The organism is Flexivirga sp. (assembly GCF_035551235.1).
Lineage (GTDB): Bacteria > Actinomycetota > Actinomycetes > Actinomycetales > Dermatophilaceae > Flexivirga.
This window is the reverse complement of the sequence record NZ_DASZNO010000038.1, coordinates 237,874-262,678: the sequence shown is the minus strand read 5'-3', so window position 1 is coordinate 262,678 and position 24,805 is coordinate 237,874. Positions and strand designations below refer to the sequence as shown.

The window sequence follows — 24,805 nt, the reverse complement described above, 5'->3', positions numbered from 1 at the left end:
CGGCCCGGTGGGACGCCCGGGCCAGTTGACACGCCCGACGCTAGCGAACTTCGGCGCCCGGTGGTGTTGCCGTGAGGAATGGGGCGCCGGCTCAGGCGACCCGGAGCCGCCGTCGGGTGGTGACCCGCTGGTAGATGCCGACCAGCTCGTCGACGGCGGCCGGCCAGTTGCGCAGCTCGATCTTTGTCCGGGAGCTGCGACCCATCCGCGCCCGCATGTCCGAGTCGGCGACCAGGCCACCGACGGTCTCCCGCAAGGCACCGCAGCGATCGGGGTCGAAGAGCAGGCCGGTGACACCCGGCCGGACGATGTCCAGCGGACCACCGGCAGCGGGTGCGACGACGGGCAGCCCCGAGGCCATCGCCTCCTGCAGGGTCTGCCCGAAGGTCGCGTGGCGGCCGGGGTGGACGAAGAGGTCGAACGCCGCGTAGGTCCCGGCCAGCTCCATGCCCTGACGGTGCCCGAGGAACGACGCGCGGGGCATCAGCTGCTCCAACCGGTCCCGTTCGCGGCCGTCGCCGACGATCGCCAGCGAAACGCCGGGCAGGTCGGCCAGTTCGGCGAGCCGGTGCAACTCCTTCTCCGGCGCGAGCCGGCCGACATACCCGACGATCGTCTGGCCGTTCGGTGCCAGGCACTGGCGCAGCTCGCGCGTCAGTTCACTGGTACGCCGGCTGGGGTGGAAGACGGTCGTGTCGACCCCGCGGGCCCAGTGACCGACACGGGGGACGTCGTGGTCGGAGAGCAGTTGCATCGCAGCGGTGCTGGGGGCCAGCGTCATACCGGCGACGGACAGTGAGCGGCGCAACGACTTCGACGCCGGGTGCGCCAGGCGGCCGGGCAGGTCGGTCTGGAAGATCGCGACGCTCGGGATGCCCAGGTGGTCGGCGGCGTTCAGGCCGCGGGTGCCCAGCCCCTGCAGGGAGGCGACGTGCACGACGTCCGGGGCGAAATCGGCCAGGTGGCGCTCCAATTCGGCGGTCCGCCCGCGCAGCCGCAGGCCTCCGACAGTCACGCCGCGCACGGCCCGCACCGGGAATCCGCGGTATGACGAGGGCGCGGGACCGGGGCACAGCACGATCGCCTCGTGCCCGGTGGTGGCCAGCCGGTCCAGCACCTGGCACACGCTGGTGGTCACTCCGGTGAACGCCGGAATGAAGGAATCGGTGACGATTGCTATCCGCACGCTGCTCAGATTGCGCGCCGAAGGTGGCCGCCAGGTGAATGGCCCGTGTCCGAGCCCGTGAAGTTCCGATCAACACAGGGTCGCGGGCATACGCTGCGCCGGCGTTGCAGGGCGCTTGCGACCGGCAAAGCCGGGGCAGGCGAATGCCGTGAGCGAGGAGTGAAGAACGTGCATTAGCTTGTTGGTCATGTCGACCGAGCAAACCGGACCCATCGAGGGCTTCTGGACAGTTATACCCGCCGGTGGTTCGGGCACCCGGTTGTGGCCGCTCTCGCGCTCGGGTTCACCGAAGTTCCTGCACGATCTCACCGGGTCGGGTTGGTCCCTGTTGCAGGGCACCGTCGACCGCCTGGCGCCGCTGTCGGAGGACCGGCTGCTGATCGCGACCGGTCTGCGGCACGCCCCCGAGGTGCGCCAGCAATTGCCCGAGCTCGGCATCGACTCGCTGCTGGTCGAGCCGTCCCCGCGGGAATCGATGCCGGCCATCGGCCTCGCAGCGGCCATTCTCGAGCAGCGTGACCCGGACGCGATCATCGGATCGTTCGCTGCGGATCACGTCATCCGTGACGATGCGTCGTTCCGGGTCAGCGTTCGCGAGGCCATCGCCGTCGCGCGCACCGGCCGACTGGTGACGATCGGCATCGAACCCAAAGGCCCGGCAACGGGTTTCGGCTACATCAAGCTCGGCAAGCCGCTCGACGTCGAGGGTGCGCCGAGCGCGCACGGGGTCGACTCATTCGTTGAGAAGCCCGATGTCGAGACCGCGCGTTCTTATCTCGCGAGCGGCGAATACCGTTGGAACGCAGGCATGTTCGTCTTCCGTGCGAGCATGCTCCTTGACATGCTCGACCACTACCAGCCCGGCCTGGCCGGCGACCTGCGTGCGATCGCGGACAATCCGCTGCGACTCACCGAGCTGTGGCCGCGGCTGACCGAGATCGCGATCGACAAGGCGCTCGCGGAGCCCGCGGCGGCCGATGGTCGAGTTGCAGTGATCCCAGGGCATTTCGATTGGGACGATGTCGGTGACTTCGACTCGTTGGGCTCGTTGCTGAGCGACTCGATCGACGGGGTCAAGGTGCTCGGCAACGCCGAGGATGTGGTCGCCGAGGACACGACTGGCGTCATCGCACCGCGCTCCGGGCGCGTCGTCGTGACGCTCGGGGTCAAGGACATCATCGTCGTCGACACCCCCGACGCCTTGCTGGTCACCACCCGGGAACGGGCGCAGGACGTCAAGAGCGTGGTGCAACGGCTGAAATCCGGCGGTCGCGGAGAACTCATCTGATGGCATTGCCGACCTGGGCTCTCGGCGCCGGATACCGCGCCGCCGTGCGGCCCGCACTGTTCAGGGTCGGGGGCGGCGACGCCGAAGCCGCGCACCACCTCACCCTGCGTCGGATGGCGCAGCTCGGCGAGAAGCCTTCCGCCATACGGGCATTGGGGTTGGGTATGCCGCAACCAGCGTCGCCTGTCGAGGTGGCGGGTGTGCGGTTCCCCGGACGAGTCGGGCTCGCGGCCGGCGTCGACAAGGACGGTGTCGGCGTCAAGGTCTGGAAACACTTGGGGTTCGGTCACATCGAGCTCGGTACGGTGACCGCGCACGCACAGCCCGGCAACCCGCAGCCGCGACTCTTCCGACTGCGCGGCAGCGACGCGATCATCAACCGGATGGGCTTCAACAACAACGGCGCCCAGGCGCTCGCGGACCGCCTTGCCGAGGTGGGGCCGATCGGCATACCCATCGGTGTGAGCATCGGCAAGACCAAGGTGACCCCTGTCGAGGACGCCATCGAGGACTACCTGGCCAGCCTCGCCGCACTCGACGAGCACGCCAACTACTTCGCGGTCAACGTCTCCAGCCCCAACACCCCGGGGCTGCGGTCGCTGCAGGACAAGGAGCCGCTGGCGGAGTTGCTGGCCGAGCTGGTGACCGCGACAGCAGCGCGCTCGCGCACTCCGATCTTCGTCAAGATCGCCCCGGACCTGACCGACGGCGCGATCGACGACGTGCTCGAGGTCGCGCAGCGGGCGGATGCCAGTGGCGTGATCGCGACGAACACGACGTTGTCGCGGGAGGGCCTGGCCCAGGCCGACCTGCCGCTCGCGGAAGAGGCCGGCGGACTGAGCGGCGCACCCCTGACGCGCCGTGCCCGGTATGTCGTGGAGCGCATCGCCTCCCGCTCGCAACTGCCGGTCATCGGGGTCGGGGGAGTGATGACCGCCGACGACGGTCGCGCGCTGATCGACGCCGGCGCGTCGCTGGTGCAGGTCTACAGCGGCTTCATCTACCACGGCCCGGCGCTCGTCGCCGACCTGAACCGCGCGCTGGCATCGTCCTGATCGAGCGGCGCACCGAAGGACCGAGAGGAGTAGGAAATCCGGGTGATTTCGTACTCCTCTCGATCGCTTGCTACGCCTCTCGGTCAGAGACACACCGCCCGAGACTTGCGAGGCAGCGGGCCATCGGGCACCGGCCAGCCGCCATCTCTCACCGGGCGGACACCGAGCTCGGCCATCATCCGGGCGAACACGGGCGAGTCGAGCGCTTCGCCCCAGTCCCAGTGACCGATCTTCGCCACATCGGGGTGACGGAGCAGCCGGTCGTCACGGCGCTTTGCTCGCCATACCCGTTCCTCCGCTTCGGCGCCTGTCAGACCTTCGGCGACGCGGAACTTCATTCGGCCGTCCGCCTCTCCGATGATGCCGAGCCGGCGCCAGAAGAAGTCCACTCGCCCGATGAATCCCGATGCGTCGAAGAAGTTGACCTGGAGCTCAGGTTTCGGCAGACCGAGTTGGAACATCCGGGTCCGGCTCAGCGACTCCAAGGGAGATTCGGCCCGACCGTCGGCGAGACAGAGTGCCAGCTCCGCCATCTTGCAACCGCGTGATCCTTTCGGCAGCGCACGTGCCTGGGCAAGAAGTGACCCGGTGTCTGCGATCTCCCGCTGCAGCGCGGCATCGGCGGTGGTGATGGCGGACTCGAGGCTTCGTTCGCGAGCGCTGTCGATGATCGTCCGATCGATGGTGGTCACCAGCAGTTCGTCGATCTTCAGACAAGTCGGCTCGATGGACGTCCGCCGTCGACGAGCCTGGGGCGACCTACCGGCTCTGCCAGGAGGCTTCGCAAGCTCGATCAGGTGCGAATCCCGACCGATGGACGGCAGGTCCAGGATCGCCCTGGCCGTGCTGTGGGTGAAGATCGGCGGTTGCTGCGCGGCCTGGCGTATGGCGATCGCCATCATGATGAGGCGTTCCTGTGCACTGAGGCCGGCAGGGTCTCCTGCCATGAACGCCCCCTGACGCAACCGGGACCATGACCCGGAGGCGGGCTCGGCATACGGGTCGATATTGGTGATCAGGCCGAGCTTTCCAAAGGAAGTGGGCGCAAAGAGCCCGCGCAGCCGTCGTACGTCGGCCGCCCGCTGTGCGACATGTGCGGCGAGCGACGCGGCATCGAACCTCGGCTCGGGGGACGACATCAAGGGCTGAATGGCGTTCATGCTGTGACAGCGTGGCGCGGGGACGGGATTCGGCGCAGAAGTTGTCCACAGCCACTGGCCGAGAGGAGTGCCGAACGACCGAGGGGACTACGAAATTGGGGAGATTTCGTACTCCTCTCGGTCGGTGGGTGCGCCTGTCGGTGTGTGGGGGAGGCGGTTTGTTGCGCCGAGTCGGGGCGCGTCACCGGTAACCTGGCCGAATGCTGCATCGGGTCAAGCGAATTCGGGAACTCTTCATACCCGGTGTCTTCGGTCTGCTCGCGCTCATCGCACTCATCTGCGTGCTGGCGAGTTGCGCGACCAGCTCGGGAGCGAGCCCCGCCACGGGCGTGACGCCGGGTGCGACGAGCGGCGCCCAGCAGAACAACCGCGATGACGGTATGCCGACGGTGGCCGTCGCGCAGCTGCCCGACGAGGCGCGCACGACGCTGGCGCTGATCAAGTCGGGCGGGCCGTTCCCCTACCACCAGGACGGCGTGGTGTTCCAGAACCGCGAGCGCCTGCTGCCGCGCGAATCCTCCGGCTACTACCACGAATACACGGTCGAGACCCCGGGCTCATCCGACCGTGGCGCGCGCCGGATCATCAAGGCCCGCGACGGGACGCTCTACTACACCTCCGACCACTACGAGAGTTTCATGAGGATCGTGCAATGAGCGCCGACCGAGCCGAGCACGCAGGCGAGGGCAGAGGCGCGACAGAGAGAATGCGAGCGTAGCGAGTGACCACACCAGCTGATCTCATCGAGCAGGGCGCGTCCGGCCTGCACCCGACCGACGACACCGACGGTGCGCGTGCCGCTGCCAGCGAAAAGGGCTGGCGCACGGTCGAACTCAACACTTCGCAAGGCACCGACAAGGCGCACTTCCTCGATGTATGCCGCAAGGCCTTCGACCTGCCGGACTGGTTCGGCAACAACTGGGACGCACTCGCGGACAGCCTGACGGACGTCAACGACACCCCGGGCACCCTGGTGCTGTGGCGCGGAGCGGGCACGCTCGAGGCGCCGGTGCGCGAGACGGCGGCGGAGATCTTCGCCGAGCGCGCGGGGCTGGCGCAGAGCCGCGGACTGAGCGCTTTCCTGGTGCTGGTCGCAGGTCAGGCGAACACCGGACGTACCATGAACGACTTGTGAGTGACCTTGCCTCTTCGTGCACGACGGTGGACCCTGCTGCGGCCGCTGTCGTCGAGATCGAGCGGCTGCTCCCGCAGTTGATCACCTGGCGCCGCGACCTGCACGCCCACCCGGAGGTCGCCCGCCGCGAAACCCGCACCACGACGTTCCTGCGCGAGACCCTGACCGCCGCCGGCATGGAGGTCACCGCGCTCCCGGGCACCGGACTCATCGCCGACCTCGGTGCGACCGACCCGTCCCGCCGCGTCGCGCTGCGTGCGGACCTCGATGCGCTCCCCGTCCCCGAGCGTAGCGGTCTGCCGTTCCGGTCCACGGTCGACGGCGTGTGCCACGCCTGCGGGCACGACGTGCACACCACCGTTGTCCTCGGAGCTGCGCTGGCGCTGAAGTCGATCGAGTCCTCCCTGATCGCGCGAAGTCTCGCGATCCGGTGCATCTTCCAGCCCGCCGAAGAGGTCATGCCCGGCGGGGCGCACGACGTGCTCGCGTCCGGTGCGATGGACACCGTGGACCGCGCGCTGGCCGTGCACTGCGACCCCAGCATCGACGTCGGCACGATCGGCCTCACCGCCGGACCGATCACCGCGGCCTGCGACGCGATCGACATCACCCTGACCGGACCCGGTGGCCACACCTCCCGGCCCCACCTGTCCGCAGACCTCACCTTCGCGCTCGGCAAGGTCCTCACCGAGGTTCCCGCGGTGCTGAGCCGTCGCCTCGACCCGAGGTCCGGCGTCGCGCTGGTCTGGGGGCAGGTCGACGCCGGCAATGCCGCGAACGTCATACCCGCCACCGGACGCATCGTCGGCACGTTGCGGATGCTCGACGCCGACGAGTGGAAGCGCGTGGACGGGCTCGTCGCGCAGGTGGTGCAGGAGGTCATTGCGCCATACAAGGTGGCCGCGCAGGTGCAACACATCCGGGGTGTGCCGCCGGTCGTCAACGACACCAAGGCGATTGCCGCGCTCGCAGCCGCGGCGCAGGCGACCGAGGGGGAGCACAGCGTGGTGCCGACGCGTCAGTCGCTCGGCGGCGAGGACTTCTCCTGGCTCCTGCAGGCGACGCCCGGAGCGCTCGCCCGGCTCGGCACCCGCGCGCCCGGCGGGCCGACCTACGAGTTGCACCAGGGCGACCTGGTCATCGACGAGACCGCGATCGGAGTCGGCGCGCGCCTGCTCGCCGTAGCAGCCCTCAGCGAGGTATGACGCCGCGGGCGGATAACAGTTCGGTCGCAGAAGCCCGATCTGTGGGCCCGGTCACGATCCGCCCGCTAGGCTGCCGACTTGCCCCACCGCGGGTGACTGACCTTGGGGGAAACGTCCACGCCTTCGGCACCCGCAACCGCGGAGCCACCTTCAGTAGAAGTGCACCAACAAAAGGAGACACCGTGCGTTCGGTGATGAAGATTGCGGCCGTCTCGGCCATCGCCGCGATGGCCCTGGCCGGCTGTGGCAGCAAACCGGCAGACAACAACTCCGCCAGCGGCGGCGCCAAGGGGTCGGGGGCCGCCGCGCCCGGCACCGCCTCCGGCAACAAGCTCAGCGCCTGCATGGTGCTGGACACCGGTGGTGTGGACGACAAGTCGTTCAACGAGAACTCGTGGGCGGGCATGCAGGCTGCCGCCAAGGCCAACCCCAACATCAAGGTCAAGTACGTCCCCTCGAACTCCGGCAGCGACTACACGCCGAACCTCACCAAGTACGCCCAGGGCGGCTGTGACTCGGTGATCGCCGTCGGCGGTCTGATGGGCGATGCGCTGAAGAAGGTCGCCAAGCAGTTCCCGAAGGTCCACTTCGCCGAGATCGACAACGGCAACCAGAGCGCCGCCAACATCTACGGCATCGAGTACAACACCGCGCAGGCCGGCTTCCTCGCCGGCTACCTGGCAGCGGGTATGACGAAGACCGGCACCGTCGGCACCTGGGGCGGCCTGTCCATCCCGCCGGTGACGATCTACATGGACGGCTACTGGGAGGGCGTCCAGTACTTCAACAAGACCAAGAAGAAGTCGGTCAAGGTCCTCGGCTGGAACGAGAAGAACCAGAAGGGCGGCACCTTCTCCGGTTCGTTCACCGACCAGAACAAGGGCAAGTCGATCACCCAGGCGATGGTCAGCCAGGGCGCCGACATCGTCTTCCCGGTCGCCGGGGCGTCGGGCCTCGGCGCCGGCGCGGCCGCGCAGGCCTCCGGCGGCAAGCTCAACCTGATCTGGGTCGACACCGACGGTTGCGAGAGCGCCGCCAACTACTGCAAGTACTTCATCTCCAGCGCGACCAAGAACCTCTCCGGTGGTGTGGAGACCTACTTGAAGAAGTCGGCTGACGGCACGTTCCCGACCGGCAACTACGTCGGCACACTGAAGGACAACGGCGTCGGCCTGTCGCCGTACCACCAGTTCGACTCCAAGGTTCCCGCTGACCTCAAGAAGCAGATCACCCAGGTCAAGGCGGACATCACCTCCGGCAAGATCAAGATCACCTCGCCGAGCCAGCCGAAGTAAGAATGACCAGTTCGTGGGTGGTCGGCAACTATGCTGCCGACCACCCACGGCCTGCGTGTGGGGAGTATGGCGGGGGAGCGGTGCGATCCACGGCGCCCCGCCAGTGAAGTGGACAAGGAGCACGAGTGAAACTCGAACTGCGTGGCATCACCAAGAAGTTCGGGTCGTTCACGGCGAACGATCACATCGACCTGGTGGTCGAGCCGGGGCAGATCCACGCCCTGCTGGGTGAGAACGGCGCCGGCAAGTCGACGCTGATGAATGTGCTCTACGGGCTCTACGAACCCACCGACGGCGAGATCGTCGTCGACGGTGAGCCGCAGAAGTTCAACGGTCCCGGCGACGCGATGCGCGCCGGGATCGGCATGGTCCACCAGCACTTCATGCTGGTGCCGGTGCTGAGCGTCGCCGAGAACGTCATGCTGGGCGACGAATACACCCGCTCGGCGGGCATCCTGGACCAGAAGAAGGCGCGCGAGGTCGTGCGCAACCTGTCCAAGGACTACCACCTCGAGGTCAACCCCGACGTGCTGGTCGGCGACCTGCCGGTCGGCATCCAGCAACGTGTCGAGATCCTCAAGGCCCTCGCACGGCACGCCAAGGTGCTGATCCTCGACGAGCCGACGGCAGTGCTGACACCGCAGGAGACCGACCACCTGATGGACGTCATGCGCTCGCTGAAGGACGACGGCACGTCGATCGTCTTCATCAGCCACAAGTTGCGCGAGGTCCGCGCGATCGCCGACACGATCACCGTCATTCGTCGTGGCAAGGTCGTCGGCCAGGCCGAGCCGAGCGCCAGCCCCTCGGAGCTCGCCGCGATGATGGTCGGCCGACCGGTGCAGCTGAAGGTCGACAAGGAGCCCGCCAAGGCGGGCGACGTCATCCTCGACATCGAGGGCCTGAGCGTGACCGGCCCGACCGGCCAGGTGCTCGTCGACGACGTGTCCCTGGAGGTTCGCGGCGGGGAGATCTACGCCATCGCCGGCGTGCAGGGCAACGGCCAGTCCGAGCTCACCGAGGCGATCGTCGGGCTCATCGAGCCGACCGCGGGCCGCATCCGGTTGGAGGGGGCCGATGTCACCGACGAGTCGACCGACAAGATCCTCGGCCGCGGCGTCGGCTACGTGCCCGAGGACCGTATGCACGACGGCCTGGTGGGCAGCTTCAGCATCGCCGAGAACCTCGTGCTCGACACGTATGACGAGGCGCCCTTCGGCAACTCCGTGTCGCTCAACCTGGCCGCGATCTCGCGCAACGCCCGCGAGCGGGTCGACGAGTTCGACGTGCGCACCCAGAGCGCCGAGGCCGCGGCGTCGACGTTGTCCGGCGGCAACCAGCAGAAGGTCGTGCTGGCGCGCGAGATGAGTCGCCCGCTGCGGCTGCTGGTCGTCTCGCAGCCGACACGTGGCGTCGACGTCGGATCCCAGGAATTCGTGCACAAGCGCATCGTCGAGGAGCGCGACCGCGGCACCGCCGTGCTGCTGGTCAGCACCGAGCTCGACGAGGTCATCGGCCTCGCCGACCGGGTCGGCGTCATGTATGCCGGAAAGATCATCGGCGAGTTGCCGCCGACCGCGACAGCGGAGGAGTTCGGCCTGCTGATGGCCGGCCAGACCTCCGAAACCAAGGAGACAGCATGAACGGGGACGGGCCCGACCTCGGGAAGAAGGACGCGGGGGAGGAGAGCACTCCCGAGCCCGGGAAGGAGCCGGTGACGCCCGACGTCGCGACGGCCCGGTCCGACGAGGACGACACCCACGAGACGATCTCGCAGATCCTGCGCAGTGACCATCCCGCGGTGGTCACCGTGCTCGCGGTCATCTGCGCGATGATCGTCGGCGCGATCCTGATCGTCGCTTCGGACGAGACGACCCGCAACACCGCGAAGTACTTCACCGCGGCTCCCGGCGACACGCTCAGCGCCGGCTGGAGCGCCGTCAAGAACGCCTATGTGGCGCTCTTCCAGGGCGCGATCTACAACCCGAACGGCGGACAGGCGCTGTCGCCGATCTCCGAGACGCTGGTCTACGCGACACCGCTGATCCTGGCGGGCCTGTCGGTCACGCTCGCCTTCCGCGCCGGTCTGTTCAACATCGGCGCGCAGGGCCAGATCCTGATGTCGGCGGCACTGGCCGGCTACATCGGTTTCGCGTGGGATCTGCCGGCCGTGGTGCACATCGTCGTGGCGATCCTCGGCGGCATCATCGGAGGTGCGATCTGGGCCGCGCTTGCGGGTCTGCTCAAGGCCAAGACCGGTGCCCACGAGGTGATCACCACGATCATGCTCAACTACATCGCGATCTTCTTCATCAACTGGCTGCTCACCCAGACGTGGTTCCAGGCACCGCCATACAGCCAGGCGGTGTCGCGCACCGTCGACGGGAACGCGCAGTTCTGGCACCTGTTCGGCTCGGACCTGCGGGTCAACTTCTCGTTCATCCTGGCGATCGTCGCGACCGCGTTCGTGTGGTGGCTGCTGAAGTACGGCACGTTCGGATTCCGCGTCCGCGCGGTCGGCGCCAACCAGGACGCCGCGCGCACGGCCGGCATGAGCATCTCGGCCACTTACATCGGCGTCATGGTCGTCGTCGGCGCGCTGTGTGGTCTGGCGGGAGCGTCCCAGGTGCTGGGTGACGCGAACAACTACCAGATCACCGCCAGCGTCGACGGCGGCGTCGGCTTCACCGCGATCACCGTCGCGCTGCTCGGACGGGGCACGGCATGGGGCACGTTCGCCGCCGGGCTGCTGTTCGGCGCGCTGACCGCGGGCAGCGGACAGTTGCAGGCGTCCACGCCCACCCCACCGGACCTCGTGCAGGTCCTGCAGGCCCTCGTGGTGATCTTCATCGCCGCACCCGGCCTGATCCGATTGGTCTTCCGCCTGCGGCGCAGCAAGTCCGCCGGGTCGGCAGTCCTGGCGAAGGGATGGAACGGATGAGCCCCGAGCTGAACAAGGACTCCACCGGGGTGGTGGACTCTGCGGTCGAGACCGTCGAGGTCGCGCCCGGCACGGTCATCGAGCAACACGTCGTCGAGCTGAAGCAGACCACAGCGCGACGGATCGGCACCGGCGCCGCGATCGTCGGCCTGGGCCTCGTCGCCGCGGTCGTGCTCGGCCTGTCCGCGGGCTCGTCCTCCACGACCTTCGACCTGAACGGCAACGACCCCGGCATCTCGGTGCCGAAGTTCTCGGTGCCCGGTGTGGGCGTGATCGTCGCCTGCGGCGTGATCATCATGCTGCTCGGCGCGGCACAGCTGGTGCGTGGTTTCAGCAAGCGCACGCTGCGCTGGGTCGGCATCTGCGCAGGGGTCCTCTTCCTGGTCGCGTTCCTCACCTGGGCCGGCACCGAGGGCAAGCAGTCGGTGCAGGTCGGCTCGCTGCTCTACCAGACGCTGTTCCTGGCCACACCGCTGATCCTCGGCTCGATGGCCGGCGTGATGTGCGAGAAGACCGGCGTCATCAACGTCGCGATCGAGGGCCAGATGCTCTTCGGCGCGTTCGCGGGTGCGCTGTTCGGCACGATCGCCAGCAGCTGGATCGGCCTGGTGGCCGCCGTTCTCATCGGTGGCGTGGTCGGTGCCCTGCTGGCAGTGTTCGCGATCAAGTTCACCGTCAACCAGGTGATCCTCGGCGTCGTGATCAACGCCTTCGCGCTGGGTCTGACCGGCTACCTGTATGACGCCGTGATGGCCAACAACGGCAACGGCACCAACCAGCCGGCGGTTTTCTCACCGATCAAGATCCCGGTGCTCGGCGACATCCCCGTGGTGGGTTCGCTGCTGTTCAACCAGACGATCATCACCTACCTCATGTACGCGATCGTCATCATCATCGACGTGATGCTGCTGCGATCCCGCTGGGGGCTGCGCACCCGCGCCGTCGGCGAGCACCCGAAGGCGGCCGACACCGTCGGCATCAACGTGCTGCGATTGCGCTACCAGAACGTCATCATCGGCGGCGGCATCGCCGGCCTGGCCGGTGCCGCGCTGACCATCGGCTCGGTCGGCCAGTTCAACAAGAACATGACCTCCGGTCAGGGCTTCATCGCACTGGCCGCGCTGATCTTCGGTCGCTGGACGCCGCGCGGTGCGCTGGGTGCGTCCTTGTTCTTCGGCTTCGCCAGTGCGCTACAGGTCGCCCTGTCGCTGCTGGCCACGCCGGTGAAGATCGACTCCAACCTCCTGCAGATGCTGCCGTACCTGGCGACGATCTTCGCGGTCGCCGGTCTGGTCGGCCGGGTGCGCGCACCCGCGGCCGACGGTGAGCCGTATGTCAAGGGCGAGTGACTCCATGCCGGACGTCGATTGGGACGCCCTCACCACCGAGGCGGTGGAGGCAGCCCGGCACGCCTACGTGCCCTACAGCAGGTTCCCGGTCGGTGTGGCCGGCCTGGTCGACGACGGGCGGGTCGTCTCCGGCTGCAACGTCGAGAACGCCGCGTACGGCGTCACGCTGTGCGCGGAGTGCGGCATGGTCAGCGAATTGGTGCGGTCCGGGGGCGGCAGGCTGGTCGCGGTCTCCTGTGTCAACGCGCTCGGCGAGCCGCTGATGCCGTGCGGCCGGTGCCGACAGTTGCTCTGGGAGCACGGCGGCGCCGACTGCGAGCTGCTCACCCCGCAAGGTGTTCAGTCGATGGAGCAGGTGCTGCCGCAGGCCTTCGGGCTCGCGGACCTGCAGCACGTCGCCGATGCCCCGAAGGGTTCGGTCGGCTGATCAGCCGACGCTGCTGGGCAGTGAGCCGCCGCCCTTACCCGCGGCCAGGCAGGTTGTGGTGACCTTCGCGAGCTTGCCGGAGTCGAGCGGGTTCAGCTGGTTGACCTTGCCGCTCTTCAGCGCGCGCAGCGTGTCGTCCGAGAACTGCGAATAGCCTTTGTCCGCCACACAATTGGCCACATCGTCGACCAGTGAGCGCGGAACGCCCTTGCCGACGAAGTACTTCGTCATACCGTCCGCGACCTGCGCCCTGCTGGGCTTGCCGGCATCGGCAGATGAACCGCCATCGGTGTCGCCGCTCGTCGCCGGTGCGTTGCTCGACGTGGCGGCCGGCGACGCCGGAGTGGTCGCCTTGCCGGACTTGTCCGACGAGCCCGAACTGCATGCGGCCAGGCTCAACGGAAGGGTGAGCAGGAGCGCCGCAGCGGCAGCCTGCTTGGCGGGAAGCGAACGCATGATGTCCTCTCCGGAGGGTCAACTGTCGAAGGTATGACGCAACGACGCCCCGGTCGGTTTCACCGGCCGGGGCGTCGTTCGCGGATTGTCAGGAGGAGCGTCAGCCGACGTTCTTCATATCGGCGGCAACCTTGGTCTGGCACTCCTTGCTGGCCTTGTCCAGGGTGTCCTTGTCGTCGGACTTGACCTTGGTCTCGGCGGTGGCGTTGCCGTCCTTGAGCTTGTTGAGCGTGTCCGAGCTCAGGTCGTCATACGACTTGTCGACGATGCAGTCGGCCATCTTCTTGTAGAGCGAGTCGGGGACCTTGGTGCCCGAGGCGCCGACGTTCTTCTTGATGGCCTTGATGTAGCCGGCCTTGACGTCGGCCTTGGCGGGCTTGCTGTCGCCGCCGCAGGCGCCGAGCGCCATCGGCAGGCTGATCACCAGGGCAGCGGCCGCGGTGCGGGAAATGAGCTTCATGGGGTCCTCCGTGTGACGAGTTCGTAGGGTGTGAAGTGCGTTCATGACCGGTACATGGACGCACCGATGTGCGTGATGGTTCCCGGCGTCCTCCCGGCCGGGACCGGACACCACTGTGCCCTATTCGTGGCCCGTTTCGGGCATTGGGCGTTGCCTGGCAGGATCGCGCGTATGACCGAGAACTTTGATGCCGTCGATGTGATTGCCCGCAAGCGGGACAAGCAGCCACTGGGCAAGGAACAGATCGACTGGGTCATCGACGCCTACACGCGCGGCGTCGTCGCCGACGAGCAGATGTCGGCGCTGGCCATGGCGATCTTCCTCAACGGCATGAGTCGCGAGGAGATCAAGCACTGGACCGCGGCCATGATCGCGTCGGGCGAGCGGATGGACTTCGGCTCGCTGTCGCGGCCGACCTCCGACAAGCACTCGACCGGGGGAGTGGGGGACAAGATCACCCTGCCGCTGGCGCCGCTGGTCGCCGTGTATGGCGTGGCGGTGCCGCAGCTGTCCGGCCGCGGCCTCGGGCACACCGGCGGCACGCTCGACAAGCTGGAGTCGATCCCCGGCTGGCAGGCGGAACTGTCCAACGACGCGATGCTGCGGCAGCTGGACGAGATCGGTGCCGTCATCTGCGCGGCCGGCGCCGGACTGGCACCTGCGGACAAGAAGCTCTACGCACTGCGCGACGTGACCAGCACCGTCGAGGCGATCCCGCTGATCGCCAGCTCGATCATGAGCAAGAAGATCGCCGAGGGCACCGGTTCCCTGGTGCTCGACGTCAAGGTCGGCAGCGGTGCCTTCATGAAGACCGCCGAGCAGGCTCGCGAGCTCGCTCGCACGATGGTCGACCTGGGCACCGATGCGGGGGTCAGGACGGTCGCGCTGCTGACCGACATGTCGACACCGCTCGGGCTGACCGCCGGCAACGCGCTGGAGGTGCAGGAGTCGGTCGACGTGCTCGCCGGTGGCGGGCCGGCCGACGTGGTCGAGCTGACAGTGGCGCTGGCGCGCGAAATGCTCACGGCCGCAGGCAAATCCGACGTCGACCCCGCCGAGGCGCTGCGTGACGGCCGGGCGATGGACGTATGGCGCCGGATGATCTCCGCCCAAGGTGGTGACCCGGGCGCGACGCTCCCGGTCGCCACGAATTCCGAGGTCGTGACCGCCGACAGCAGCGGGGTGCTGCAACGGCTCGACGCGCTCGCGGTCGGGGTCGCTGCCTGGCGGCTCGGTGCCGGCCGGGCACGCAAGGAGGATCCGGTGCAGGCAGGGGCCGGTGTCGTCATACATGCCAAGCCCGGGGACCGCGTCACCGCCGGGCAGCCGCTGCTCACGCTGCACACCGACACTCCCGACCGGTTCGCCCGGGCGGCCGAAGCGCTGCAGGGCGCCTGGTCGATCGGTGAATCCGAAGCAGGGACAACGCCTTTGGTGATCGACCGCATCGCGTGACCGCGATATTCGACCCATGACCCTCGCGGTACTCACTAGAGTGTCGGGATGGTTGATCATTACGTAGATCCCGTGCGCATCCCGGTGCCCGGAGGGAAGATCATCGACGAGCACATCGGCGCTGCGAGCACCGGTGAGCAGCAGGTGAGCGTCGCCCACATGCAGGCGCCGGGCGAGTGGTCCGAGCCGTTCCAGACGCCCGAGTTCGACGAGTTCACCGTCGTGTTGCGCGGCGCTGTGATCGTGGAGCATGGCGATGGGGAGACCACCACGGTCAATGCCGGTGAGTCGCTGAAAACAACTGCGGGAGAACGCATTCGGTATTCCACGGGGCCGGAGGGCGCGGACTACATCGCCGTCTGCCTGCCGGCCTTCTCACCGGACACGGTGCACCGTGATGAGTGACGACATCCGCCCCGACATCAAGGCGTTGCCCAAGGTGCTGTTGCACGACCATCTCGACGGTGGCCTGCGCCCGGCGACGATCGTGGAGCTCGCGCAGCAGAGCGGGTATGACGCACTGCCCGCGCCCGCCGCCGAGTCGCTCGGCCGGTGGTTCCGGGAGGCCGCGGACTCCGGCTCGCTCGAGCGTTACCTGGAGACGTTCGAGCACTCGGTCGCGGTGATGCAGACGGCTGAGCAGCTGCGACGGGTGGCGTCCGAGTGTGCGCAGGACCTTGTCGAGGACGGTGTGGTCTACGCGGAGGTGCGGTATGCGCCCGAGCAGCACCTCGAGGCCGGGCTCACGCTCGAGGAGGTTGTCGAGGCGGTCAACGCCGGCTTCCGCGACGGTGAGCGCGCCAGTGGCGGCCGGATCGTCGTGCGTGCGCTGCTGACGGCGATGCGCCACGCGGCGAAGTCCACCGAGATCGCCCAGCTCGCGGTGCGCTATCGCGACGAGGGTGTCGCCGGTTTCGACATCGCCGGTGCCGAGGCCGGCTTCCCGCCGACGCGGCATCTGGACGCGTTCGAATACCTGCAGCGGGAGAGCGCGCACTTCACCATCCACGCCGGTGAAGCGTTCGGCCTGCCGAGCATCTGGGAGGCGATCCAGTGGTGCGGCGCCGAGCGGCTGGGGCACGGCGTGCGCATCGTCGACGACATCACCGACTTCGGGAAGCCGACGGAGAAGCTGGGGCTGCTTGCGGCATACGTGCGTGACCGGCGGATCCCGTTGGAGATGTGCCCGTCGTCCAATCTGCAGACGGGAGCGGCCGATTCGATCGCCGAACACCCGATCACGCGGTTGAAGGACCTGCGTTTCCGGGTCACCGTCAACACCGACAACCGGTTGATGAGCGGCACCTCCATGTCGCGCGAGATGCAGTTGCTGGTCGACGAGGCCGGCTGGACCGTGGACGACCTGCGCTGGGTGACGATCAATGCGATGAAGTCGGCCTTCCTGCCCTTCGACGAGCGGCTGGCGATCATCGACGACGTCATCAAACCGGGGTATGACGGGGCCCTCGGCGCCTGAGCCCGTGCGTAAGTAAGTGACAACGGTTGCTGGTTGGGGACGCTGATCGGGCGGAAACCCGTGCGTAAGTGAAAACGGTTGCTGGTTAGGGACGCTGCTGTCTCATGAGGTCAGGCGGGAGCAGGCGGGAGCGCGTCGCCTGCTCGCGCGCCAGCCGGGCCGCCTCACGGTCGCTGCGTGCGGTCAGCACCGCCGACAGCACATCCTCCGGATGGGTATGCGCGGGCGGGGGCGGCGAGACGAGCGGCATCACCTGCTGCAGGAGGTTGGTGGTCAGCGCGCTGCGTGCCGCCGGCGTCAGCGACGCGCGACGGATCAGGAACTGCCGGATCGCCAGCGCCAGACCGTCCGGCAGGGGTGCCAGGTCCGCCCCGGTCACCCAGGCCCGCAGGTATGGCGGGGGCGGTGGCGGCGGGCTCAGCTTCAGCCCGGTCTGCTCGCGCACGACATACGTGCCGGCGGCCAAGTCACCCAGGCGCTTGCCACGGAAGTTGGAGACCGACGCGATGACCGCCGGGACCCCGCTGAGGAACGGCAACTCGATGACACCGATCAGTCCGCGCACGAAGGCGTGCCGGAAGACGATCGGTCCGCCGTCGTCGCGCACGACGCGCAGCTTGACGATGAGCTTGCCGAGCGACCGGCCACGGGTGAGCGTCTCGACGGTGACCGGCACGACCAGGAAGCAGCAGATCAGGCTGAGCAGCAGGAGCGTGTTGACGGTGGCGTCGCTGCCGCCGACGGAGGCGAAGGTCACCAGGAACACCAGGCCGACGAGCAGCAGGATGTAGCCGACCCAGTCGATCAGGGCGGCGAGCAGCCGGGTGGGCAGCGGCGCCGACGGGACGTCGATGAGCACTGCCTCGCCCGTGATCATCAGGTCGCTGTCCGCACCGCGCAGGCGACGCACGGGCTGCGTGGCGACACCTTCGCTCGGCATGGTCACCAGCCTATAGTTGCTGCGCGTGGACCTCGATGCGTTCGTCACCGCGCACTACCCCGAGTGGGAGCAGCTGCGCGCGCTGAGCGGACGCCGGACGCTGAGCGGCGCCGAGGCCGACGAGTTGCTCGATCTCTACCAGCGGGCGGCGACGCACCTGTCGCTCATCCGCTCGGCGGCGCCGGACCCGACCGTCGTGCAATACCTGTCCACCGTGCTGGCCAGGGCGCGCACCGCATCGCTGCGGCGTCGCACGATGACCTGGTCGCGGTTGGCGGACTTCGTGATCCGTGACTTCCCGGCGGTGCTCTATCGCACCCGGTGGTGGTGGATCGGCACGGCGCTGGCGAATGTCGTGGTCGCGGTCGTCCTCGGCGTGTGGGTGGCACGCAATCCCGATGTCCAGGCGTCGTTCATCTCGCCGCAGGCCGCGCAACAGCTGGTCAATCACGACTTCCGGGACTATTACTCGGAGTATGGCGGTGCCGACTTCGCGACCCGCGTGTGGACCAACAACGCCTGGGTGGCCGCGATGTGCATCGCGCTGGGCGTGCTCGGGTTCCCGATCATCTGGATGCTGTGGAACAACGTGCTCAATGTCGGCGTGCAGGGCGGGATCATGGTGTCCTACGGCCACGGCGGCGACTTCTTCGGGCTGATCCTGCCGCACGGGATTCTCGAGCTGACAGCGGTTTTCGTCGCTGCCGGATGTGGGATGCGACTCTTCTGGTCCTGGGTCGAGCCGGGTGCCCGGACTCGCGCCGACGCGATGGCGCACGAGGGCCGGTCCATCGTGGTCGTCGCGATCGGTCTGGTGGGGGTGCTGCTGGTCAGTGGGGCGATCGAGGCGTTCGTGACGCCGTCGCCGTTGCCGACGTGGGCACGGCTCGGGATCGGCGTGCTCGCCGAGATCGCCTTCCTGGCCTACGTGTTCGTGCTCGGTCGGCGCGCCGTTGCCGCGGGCGTCACCGGTGATGTCGCCGAGCTGGACCAGAGCGCGGCGCGTCCGGTCAGTGCGTGATGCTGTCCCGTCAGAGCAGGCCGCGGCTCTTCAGCAGCAGATAGTGGTCCACGAGGGCCAGCGGCAGGGCCTCCGGCTCCTCGTCCAGGACGGTCACTCCGAGGCGTTCCAGCGCGACCCGTGTGTCGGTCCGCAGCAGCTCGGTGCGCTCGGCTGCGCTGGCGTCATACACCTGCTCGACGGTGGCGCGCTCGGTCGCCATGGCACGCACGCCGGGGTCGGCGACCGAGGCGACCACCACGCGGTGCCGCAGCGCGACGTTGGCGAGCACCGGCAGCAATCCCTCCTGTATGGCGGCCGGCTCCAACGGCGTCACCAGGACCAGCAGCGAGCGCTGCTTGGGCAGAGCGCCGCCCGCACCCAGCAGCGTGCGCCAATTCGCTTCCACCAGTGCGGGTTCCACTGGGGCCATCGCGTTGATGACGGTGTGCATCAGCTCGGCGCGATCACTGATCCCGGCGACGCGGCTGCGGATCGTGCGGTCGCCGGCGACGAAGCTCACACGGTCGCCGGCGCGGGAGGCCAGGGCGGTCAGCAGCAGGGTGGCGTCCATGCCGGCGTCCAGCCGGGTGCTGTCGCCGATGCGAGCCGCCGACGTGCGCGAGGTGTCGAGCACGATCGCCACCCGACGGTCGCGCTCGGGCTGCCAGGTGCGCACCACCGGGTGCTGCCGGCGGGCGGTGGCGCGCCAGTCGATGCTGCGGACGTCGTCGCCGTCGACGTAGTCGCGCAGGGAGTCGAATTCGGTGCCCTGGCCACGGATCCGAACTGCGGAGCGTCCGTCGATCTGGCGCAGCTGCGCCAGCCGGCTGGGCAGGTGCCGGCGGGAGGGGAAGGCGGGCAGCGCTCGCACCGCGCCCGGCACCTCAACCGAGCGTTGTCGCAGCGCCAGGCCGAGCGGCCCGGCGGCCCGTGTCGTCAATCGATCGGCGCGCCGGTCGCCGCGGCGGGTCGGAGTCAGCTCGACGACCAGCCGGATCTGCTCGCCGGCGCGCAGGCGTAACGGCATACGTTCGCCCCGTGCTCCGGCGGACGGCTGCCACGCGTCGCGCACGGCACCTCGTATGGCGCGCGACCCGGTGTTGCGCAGCGTGAGCGTGCTCGTGACGGTCTCGCCCAGCCGCACGGGCGGGATTGGAAGTCGTTCCGTGGCAAGGGAATTCGTCGACGGGGCCAACCAGAGGTCAACGCCCACCAGCGCCGCGACGACGAGCAACCACCAGAAGACCGTCGCGATGCCCGGGTGCACCAGCACGACGACAATGCCGAGGGCTGCGAGCAGCGCCGTGCGGCCGGTCAGCGACATGCGAGCATCCTCATCGTGGGACCGGCACCGCGCCGATCACCGAGTCGAGCACCGCCGTGGTGCCGACACCCTCCAGCTCGGCCTCCGGGCGCAACTGGAGGCGGTGGGCCAGCGTGGTGCGGGTCATCGTCTTGACGTCGTCCGGCGTCACGAAGTCACGGCCACTGAGCCACGCCCACGCGCGGCTGGTGGCCAGCAGCGCGGTCGCTGCGCGCGGACTCGCGCCGAGCGAGAGTGACGGCGCGGACCGCGTGCCGCGCACCAGGTCCACGATGTATGACGCGACGTCCGCGCCGACCTGGACCCGTCGGACCGCCGCAGCACCGGCGGCGAGGTCGTCCGGACCCGCGACCGGTCGGATGCCCGCGGCGGCCAGGTCCCGCGGGTCGAAGTCGGCCGCGTGGCGGCGCAGCACCTCGAGCTCGGCGTCACGATCGGGCAGCGGCATGCTGACCTTCATCAGGAAGCGGTCGAGTTGTGCCTCGGGCAGCGGATAGGTGCCTTCGTACTCGACCGGGTTCTGGGTGGCGGCGACCATGAACGGCGCCGGCAGCGGCCGTGCCGCTCCGTCTACCGAGACCTGACGTTCCTCCATCGCCTCGAGCAGCGACGACTGGGTCTTCGGGGGAGTGCGGTTGATCTCGTCCGCGAGCAGCAGGTTGGTGAAGACGGGCCCGGGACGAAAGGTGAATTCCGAAGTGCGCGAGTCGAATACGAGCGATCCGGTGATGTCACCCGGCATCAGGTCGGGCGTGAACTGCACCCGCTTGGTCTCGATGGACAGCGCGGCGGCCAGGGAACGCACCAGCAAGGTCTTGGCGACCCCCGGCACCCCTTCCAGCAGCACGTGACCGCGGGCGAGCAGCGCGATCACCAGGGCGGTCACGGCGGCATCCTGACCCACCACGGCCTTCGCGACCTCGCCGCGCACCGCGCTCAGAGCGGTCCGGGCGCGCTGTGCCGCTTCGGCCTCTTCGGGGGAGAGCGATGTCTGCGTCGTCATCGTCGTACCTGCCTTTCCAGCTGTTGCAAGTGTTGTGCGAGCGCGGTCATGGCCTCGTCATCAGGTGGGTCGGCGCCGTAGAGCAGCTCGGCCACCTGGTGCGGGTCGTGCTCGGCGGCGCGGGCGGTGCGCTCGATGAGGGTCTCCGGCCGGCCGTTCGGCGCGAGACCGAGATAACGCGCCAATCGGGTGCGGGTCGCGAGCCGCAACACCGCCGATGCGCGCGTGTGGTCGTGCGCCTTGCGATAGAGCTGACCGCGGCTGCGGGTCGTCTCACCGGCGGGCACCACGACCGGCAATGGCTCCGGCACCAAGCGGCCGAAACGCCTTCCGCGCCATACGATCACGATGAGTATGACGGCACCGGCGAGCCAGATCGCCGGGTGGAACCACGCCGGCCACTTCGGCCCCTGCGCGACGTCGCTGTCGCCCGTCGCGAGCGACGGCGCGAACCACACGAGCCGGTCGGTGGCGCCGAGCGTCCGCAGGATGATTGCAGCATTGTCGGCGTCGACCACGCTCTTGTTCGAGAGGACGGCGTGGCTGCCGAGGAGCACGGTTTCCGGTGCGTGTCCCTGCGCGGGAAGCACGACCACGGCACCTTCGCCGCCTTCGCCGAAGCAGGTCCGGCCGGCGTCGGAGGGCCGGTAGGAGATGTCGGCATAGCTCAACCGCAGGCTGTCGAGCCAGGGCACCGTGCAGCGTGAAACCGGCTGGGATTCCAGCGGATCCGCCTGTGGCACGGGCAGGCCGAGTGCCTTGATGGTTGACGGGTCGGCGTCCACGATCACGACGCGGCGGGCGTTCGCAGCCAGCGCCATCGTGCGCTGCAGGGTGTTCGGCGACAGGAGCTGCGGCCGGGTGAGCACGAGGGTCGCGCCCTGCACGTCGCTGGTGTCGAACTCCCTGACCCGGTGCGCGATCTGCACATCGACGCCGTGCTGGCCGAGCACCTGCGCCACGGCACGGCTGCCGTCGGGCGCCGCCGATGCCGGGTCGAGCGGCTCGCTGGAGGTGCGCGGGGTCAGCAGGACCGCTCCGATCAGGAGGGCGAGCAGGCTCACGACGACGGCGGTGATGATCACCCGGCCGCGGGTGATCATGCCGTCACCTGCTGGGGTGCGGCGTGCTGCGGTCGGGTGTCGTCCAGCTCGCGGTCGAGTGCTTCGATCCGGCTGACGTCGGCTGCGGTCGCGTCGGTCCCGCCATACCGGACCTGATCGAAGAACGTTGCGGCTGAACGGATTGCGGCGGTGTGGCCCGGGAAGTAGGGCTCGAGCTCGGTGCCCACCTCGTGCGCGGTCCGGCCGGGTTGCGGCAACAGCAGTGCGCGCTCCTCGGCACGGCGGGCGAGCGCCCGGAAGTAGTCGACGAAGGCCGCGGAATGGGCACCCGCGGCGGACGATCGGCCGGCCCGTTCGCGCAGTTGCCGGGCCGTCAGGTCGACCTCGGTCAGGACACCGTCCTCCGCCGCGTCCTGCTTGCGAGCGGAGCCGCCGCTGAGACGGGACAGCGCGAACACGACGATGCCGAGGATGACGAGCAGCAGCGGGATCAGCACGTAGAGCGGCAGCGCACCGCCCACTCCCTGCAGCAGGTCGTCGAGTCTGTCCCGGGCCCAGTCCCAGAGCCGCTGCAGCCAGCTGCGCTGGTCGGCGTATGCCGGCTTGGCCAGCTCGCGTTGCAACCAGGCGTGCGCGGCGCCGCCACTCGGGTCCAGCGGCGGTGCATCGTCACCGGGCACCGGCACCGTCCTTGGCGGCAGCCTCCATCAGGGTGACGTCGAGGGCTTCCTTGCGGATCCGCTGGTCCAGGTAGAGCAGGGCCGTGACCCCGGCGGTGAACGGCGTGGTCAGCGCGCTGATCGCGACCGCGACGAGTTGCACGACGATGACCGCCAGGACGTTGGGGTTGCCGGCGCCGTCGCTGGTGCCGATGAGCACGGCGGCGCCGGGTAGCTGCACGACATTGCTGATCGTGCCGACGATGAGCTGCGCGAGCAGGGTGATGCCGAAGATGCGCCACCACTGCCCACCCGACAGCCCCCAGGACCGTCGTATGGCGGTCACCGGGCCGGCCCGCTCGAGGACGACAGCAGGGGCCGCCAGGGAGACCTTGATGGCAGCCCAGACGATGGCGACGAACAGGATGATGCCGAGCACGATCGCGATCATCACGGTGATCGCCTCGTTGCCACCCAGCGCCAGCAGCACGATCAGACCGATGTAGATGCCGGCCGCGACGATCACCGCGAGGGCGAGCAGCAGCGTCATACCGAGCAGCGGCAGCAGCCGGCCGCGGACCTTGGTCCAGGTCTGGCCTATCGAGATGCGCCGCCCCAGCACGGCCTCCGCTACGACCGCCGTCAGCATGCCGGCCAGGAACACACCCGCGATCGCGGTGTAGATGCTGGTGATGCTGGTGCTCAGCTGACCGCCGAGATTGACCGTCGAGCCGGAGCTGTCGGTGGTGGTGAGGTCGGCGCCGGAGAGTGCGAGCGTGGTGAGGACGGCGGGTATGGCGACCACCAGCGCGACCAGCGCCGACAGGCCGATGCTGGCGCCCGGGTTGCCGCGGATAGTGCCGAACGTGCCGCTGAAGATGTCGCCGAGGTTCAGCGGCCGCAGCGGTATGACGCCGGGCTTGGGCGCGAGCTGGAACATCGGCGGCGGTCCGTAACCCTGCGGACCGGCGCCGTACTGCGGTTGCTGCCCGTATGGCGGAGGCGGCGGACCGTACTGGCCGTACTGCGGCGGCGGTGCCTGCTGGCCGTACTGCGGTGGCGGACCGTACTGGCCGTACCGCGGCTGTTGCGGCGGCGATCCGTTGTCGCTGCCGGGCGAGTCACCCCCGGGGCTCGTCCATCCATTGCTCATGGGTCGACCCTAGTGCGGTGCGTTCCAGGTTGCTTGGCTGTTGCTGCGCGCCCGACCGGCAAAGGTTGTTCTGGTTAGACGTCGAGGACGCTTCCGACAGGTGCACGCGCGTGCCGCAGGACGCGCCCCAGGTTCTATCGATCGGTCTACGCTCGGAGCCACCGAGGTTTGCGCGAGGAAGGGGATCGTCATGGGGAGACTTCTCTGCATGTTGCGTCGACACCAGTGGGGACCAGTGCAGTTGGATGCGCGGCGGCCGTATCGGGTATGTAAACGGTGCGGAAAGTTCGAGGGCAGCAGCAAGAACGGTCCCGATGGCTACGACAGGATGCCGCCCCAGGTGATTGGCGGTAGCTTCTGAGTTGACGCAGCGCTGTCCATCAACATTGCTGCTGCTCACAGGTAACCAAGGACGCGCACCCCATCCGCATAGGGATCGTCACGCGGAGCGTGCCACAACAGGATCCCGTTGCGGCCTTTCGACCGCAACGGTTGGGAGGACTATCTCGACTGGCAATCCCAGGACCGCAAAAACGCTCAAGCGGATCAACCAGCTCATCGCCGAGGTGCTGCGAGACCCGTTCGCTGGTATCGGCAAGCCCGAGCCGCTCAAGCACATCCTGAACGGGGCATGGTCTCGCCGCATCGACGACGCGAATCGTCTCGTGTACTACGTCACCGACGAGCACATCGTCGTCCTGCAAGCACGCGTCCACTACTGATCCCACACGCGTCAGCCCACTGAAGCATCGGCAACGGCGACGGCTCAG

Annotated in this window: 25 protein-coding genes; 15 read left to right on the top strand and 10 right to left on the bottom strand. The window is 68.6% G+C overall.

Features of this window, described 5'->3' with window-relative positions:
• Window positions 1–91: 91 nt before the first annotated feature.
• On the bottom strand, window positions 92–1,186 hold the full coding sequence (locus VG502_RS14045) for a glycosyltransferase family 4 protein (protein ID WP_325550685.1): 1,095 nt from the start codon (window positions 1,184–1,186) through the stop codon (window positions 92–94).
• 187 nt (window positions 1,187–1,373) lie between these two features.
• Between VG502_RS14045 and VG502_RS14040 the strand changes: the two genes are divergently transcribed.
• Both VG502_RS14040 and VG502_RS14035 read left to right on the top strand, forming a co-directional pair.
• Window positions 1,374–2,474: a mannose-1-phosphate guanylyltransferase gene (locus VG502_RS14040; protein WP_325550684.1), complete on the top strand. Its 1,101-nt coding sequence runs from the start codon at window positions 1,374–1,376 to the stop codon at window positions 2,472–2,474.
• Window positions 2,474–3,529: a quinone-dependent dihydroorotate dehydrogenase gene (locus VG502_RS14035; protein ID WP_325550683.1), complete on the top strand. Its 1,056-nt coding sequence runs from the start codon at window positions 2,474–2,476 to the stop codon at window positions 3,527–3,529. The genes VG502_RS14040 and VG502_RS14035 overlap by 1 nt, the downstream gene beginning before the upstream one ends.
• Window positions 3,530–3,612: 83 nt before the next feature.
• Here the strand turns inward: VG502_RS14035 and VG502_RS14030 are convergent, their stop codons facing one another.
• Window positions 3,613–4,689, bottom strand: coding sequence for a hypothetical protein (locus tag VG502_RS14030; RefSeq protein WP_325550682.1), 1,077 nt, complete (start codon window positions 4,687–4,689; stop codon window positions 3,613–3,615).
• Between the two features lie 200 nt (window positions 4,690–4,889).
• On the opposite strand from VG502_RS14030, the gene VG502_RS14025 reads away from it, so the two are divergent.
• From VG502_RS14025 to VG502_RS13990, 8 genes are all read left to right on the top strand, one after another.
• Window positions 4,890–5,345 (top strand): guanyl-specific ribonuclease, encoded by a 456-nt coding sequence (locus VG502_RS14025; protein ID WP_325550681.1) that lies wholly within the window; start codon window positions 4,890–4,892, stop codon window positions 5,343–5,345.
• Between the two features lie 65 nt (window positions 5,346–5,410).
• A complete protein-coding gene (locus VG502_RS14020; protein ID WP_325550680.1) occupies window positions 5,411–5,824 on the top strand; it encodes a barstar family protein in 414 nt (137 codons plus the stop codon).
• Window positions 5,821–7,029 (top strand): amidohydrolase, encoded by a 1,209-nt coding sequence (locus VG502_RS14015; RefSeq protein WP_325550679.1) that lies wholly within the window; start codon window positions 5,821–5,823, stop codon window positions 7,027–7,029. Before VG502_RS14020 ends, VG502_RS14015 begins: the two co-directional genes overlap by 4 nt.
• A gap of 182 nt (window positions 7,030–7,211) precedes the next feature.
• The gene (locus VG502_RS14010; protein ID WP_325550678.1) at window positions 7,212–8,324 is read left to right on the top strand and encodes a BMP family lipoprotein; all 1,113 of its coding nucleotides are present in this window, start codon (window positions 7,212–7,214) and stop codon (window positions 8,322–8,324) included.
• A gap of 125 nt (window positions 8,325–8,449) precedes the next feature.
• Window positions 8,450–9,967, top strand: coding sequence for an ABC transporter ATP-binding protein (locus VG502_RS14005; RefSeq protein ID WP_325550677.1), 1,518 nt, complete (start codon window positions 8,450–8,452; stop codon window positions 9,965–9,967).
• Complete coding sequence (locus VG502_RS14000) at window positions 9,964–11,265, top strand: ABC transporter permease (protein ID WP_325550676.1); 1,302 nt, start codon at window positions 9,964–9,966, stop codon at window positions 11,263–11,265. Before VG502_RS14005 ends, VG502_RS14000 begins: the two co-directional genes overlap by 4 nt.
• Complete coding sequence (locus VG502_RS13995; RefSeq protein WP_325550675.1) at window positions 11,262–12,614, top strand: ABC transporter permease; 1,353 nt, start codon at window positions 11,262–11,264, stop codon at window positions 12,612–12,614. The genes VG502_RS14000 and VG502_RS13995 overlap by 4 nt, the downstream gene beginning before the upstream one ends.
• 4 nt (window positions 12,615–12,618) lie before the next feature.
• Window positions 12,619–13,041, top strand: coding sequence for a cytidine deaminase (locus tag VG502_RS13990; protein WP_325550674.1), 423 nt, complete (start codon window positions 12,619–12,621; stop codon window positions 13,039–13,041).
• Here the strand turns inward: VG502_RS13990 and VG502_RS13985 are convergent, their stop codons facing one another.
• Both VG502_RS13985 and VG502_RS13980 read right to left on the bottom strand, forming a co-directional pair.
• Entirely contained in the window at window positions 13,042–13,497 is a 456-nt protein-coding gene (locus VG502_RS13985) for a hypothetical protein (protein ID WP_325550673.1), read from the bottom strand. It lies immediately after the preceding gene.
• 100 nt (window positions 13,498–13,597) lie between these two features.
• The gene (locus tag VG502_RS13980; protein ID WP_325550672.1) at window positions 13,598–13,957 is read right to left on the bottom strand and encodes a hypothetical protein; all 360 of its coding nucleotides are present in this window, start codon (window positions 13,955–13,957) and stop codon (window positions 13,598–13,600) included.
• A gap of 171 nt (window positions 13,958–14,128) precedes the next feature.
• Between VG502_RS13980 and VG502_RS13975 the strand changes: the two genes are divergently transcribed.
• Genes VG502_RS13975 through VG502_RS13965 form a run of 3 tightly spaced genes read left to right on the top strand, consistent with a single transcriptional unit; the run spans window position 14,129 to window position 16,889 of the window.
• Entirely contained in the window at window positions 14,129–15,412 is a 1,284-nt protein-coding gene (locus VG502_RS13975) for a thymidine phosphorylase (RefSeq protein ID WP_325550671.1), read from the top strand.
• Window positions 15,413–15,460: 48 nt separating this feature from the next.
• Window positions 15,461–15,817: a cupin domain-containing protein gene (locus VG502_RS13970; protein ID WP_325550670.1), complete on the top strand. Its 357-nt coding sequence runs from the start codon at window positions 15,461–15,463 to the stop codon at window positions 15,815–15,817.
• Entirely contained in the window at window positions 15,810–16,889 is a 1,080-nt protein-coding gene (locus VG502_RS13965) for an adenosine deaminase (RefSeq protein WP_325550669.1), read from the top strand. The genes VG502_RS13970 and VG502_RS13965 overlap by 8 nt, the downstream gene beginning before the upstream one ends.
• A gap of 85 nt (window positions 16,890–16,974) precedes the next feature.
• Here the strand turns inward: VG502_RS13965 and VG502_RS13960 are convergent, their stop codons facing one another.
• Window positions 16,975–17,829, bottom strand: a complete 855-nt coding sequence (locus VG502_RS13960) for an RDD family protein (RefSeq protein ID WP_325550668.1) — start codon at window positions 17,827–17,829, stop codon at window positions 16,975–16,977.
• Window positions 17,830–17,854: 25 nt separating this feature from the next.
• Here VG502_RS13960 and VG502_RS13955 point away from each other — a divergent pair, with 25 nt between their 5' ends.
• Complete coding sequence (locus VG502_RS13955; RefSeq protein ID WP_325550667.1) at window positions 17,855–18,850, top strand: stage II sporulation protein M; 996 nt, start codon at window positions 17,855–17,857, stop codon at window positions 18,848–18,850.
• 10 nt (window positions 18,851–18,860) lie between these two features.
• Here the strand turns inward: VG502_RS13955 and VG502_RS13950 are convergent, their stop codons facing one another.
• From VG502_RS13950 to VG502_RS13930, 5 genes are read right to left on the bottom strand one after another with little or no spacing between them, the layout of a single operon-like run.
• On the bottom strand, window positions 18,861–20,156 hold the full coding sequence (locus VG502_RS13950) for a DUF58 domain-containing protein (RefSeq protein ID WP_325550666.1): 1,296 nt from the start codon (window positions 20,154–20,156) through the stop codon (window positions 18,861–18,863).
• Between the two features lie 10 nt (window positions 20,157–20,166).
• On the bottom strand, window positions 20,167–21,159 hold the full coding sequence (locus tag VG502_RS13945) for an AAA family ATPase (RefSeq protein WP_325550665.1): 993 nt from the start codon (window positions 21,157–21,159) through the stop codon (window positions 20,167–20,169).
• Window positions 21,156–22,262 carry a DUF4350 domain-containing protein gene (locus VG502_RS13940; RefSeq protein ID WP_325550664.1) on the bottom strand — a complete coding sequence of 369 codons (1,107 nt, stop codon included), beginning with the start codon at window positions 22,260–22,262 and terminating at the stop codon, window positions 21,156–21,158. The genes VG502_RS13945 and VG502_RS13940 overlap by 4 nt, the downstream gene beginning before the upstream one ends.
• Window positions 22,259–22,903, bottom strand: a complete 645-nt coding sequence (locus tag VG502_RS13935) for a DUF4129 domain-containing protein (protein WP_325550663.1) — start codon at window positions 22,901–22,903, stop codon at window positions 22,259–22,261. Before VG502_RS13935 ends, VG502_RS13940 begins: the two co-directional genes overlap by 4 nt.
• A complete protein-coding gene (locus tag VG502_RS13930) occupies window positions 22,893–24,035 on the bottom strand; it encodes a DUF7847 domain-containing protein (RefSeq protein WP_325550662.1) in 1,143 nt (380 codons plus the stop codon). The genes VG502_RS13935 and VG502_RS13930 overlap by 11 nt, the downstream gene beginning before the upstream one ends.
• Window positions 24,036–24,421: 386 nt before the next feature.
• Between VG502_RS13930 and VG502_RS13925 the strand changes: the two genes are divergently transcribed.
• Entirely contained in the window at window positions 24,422–24,757 is a 336-nt protein-coding gene (locus tag VG502_RS13925; RefSeq protein ID WP_473964771.1) for a Txe/YoeB family addiction module toxin, read from the top strand.
• Window positions 24,758–24,805: the final 48 nt, after the last annotated feature.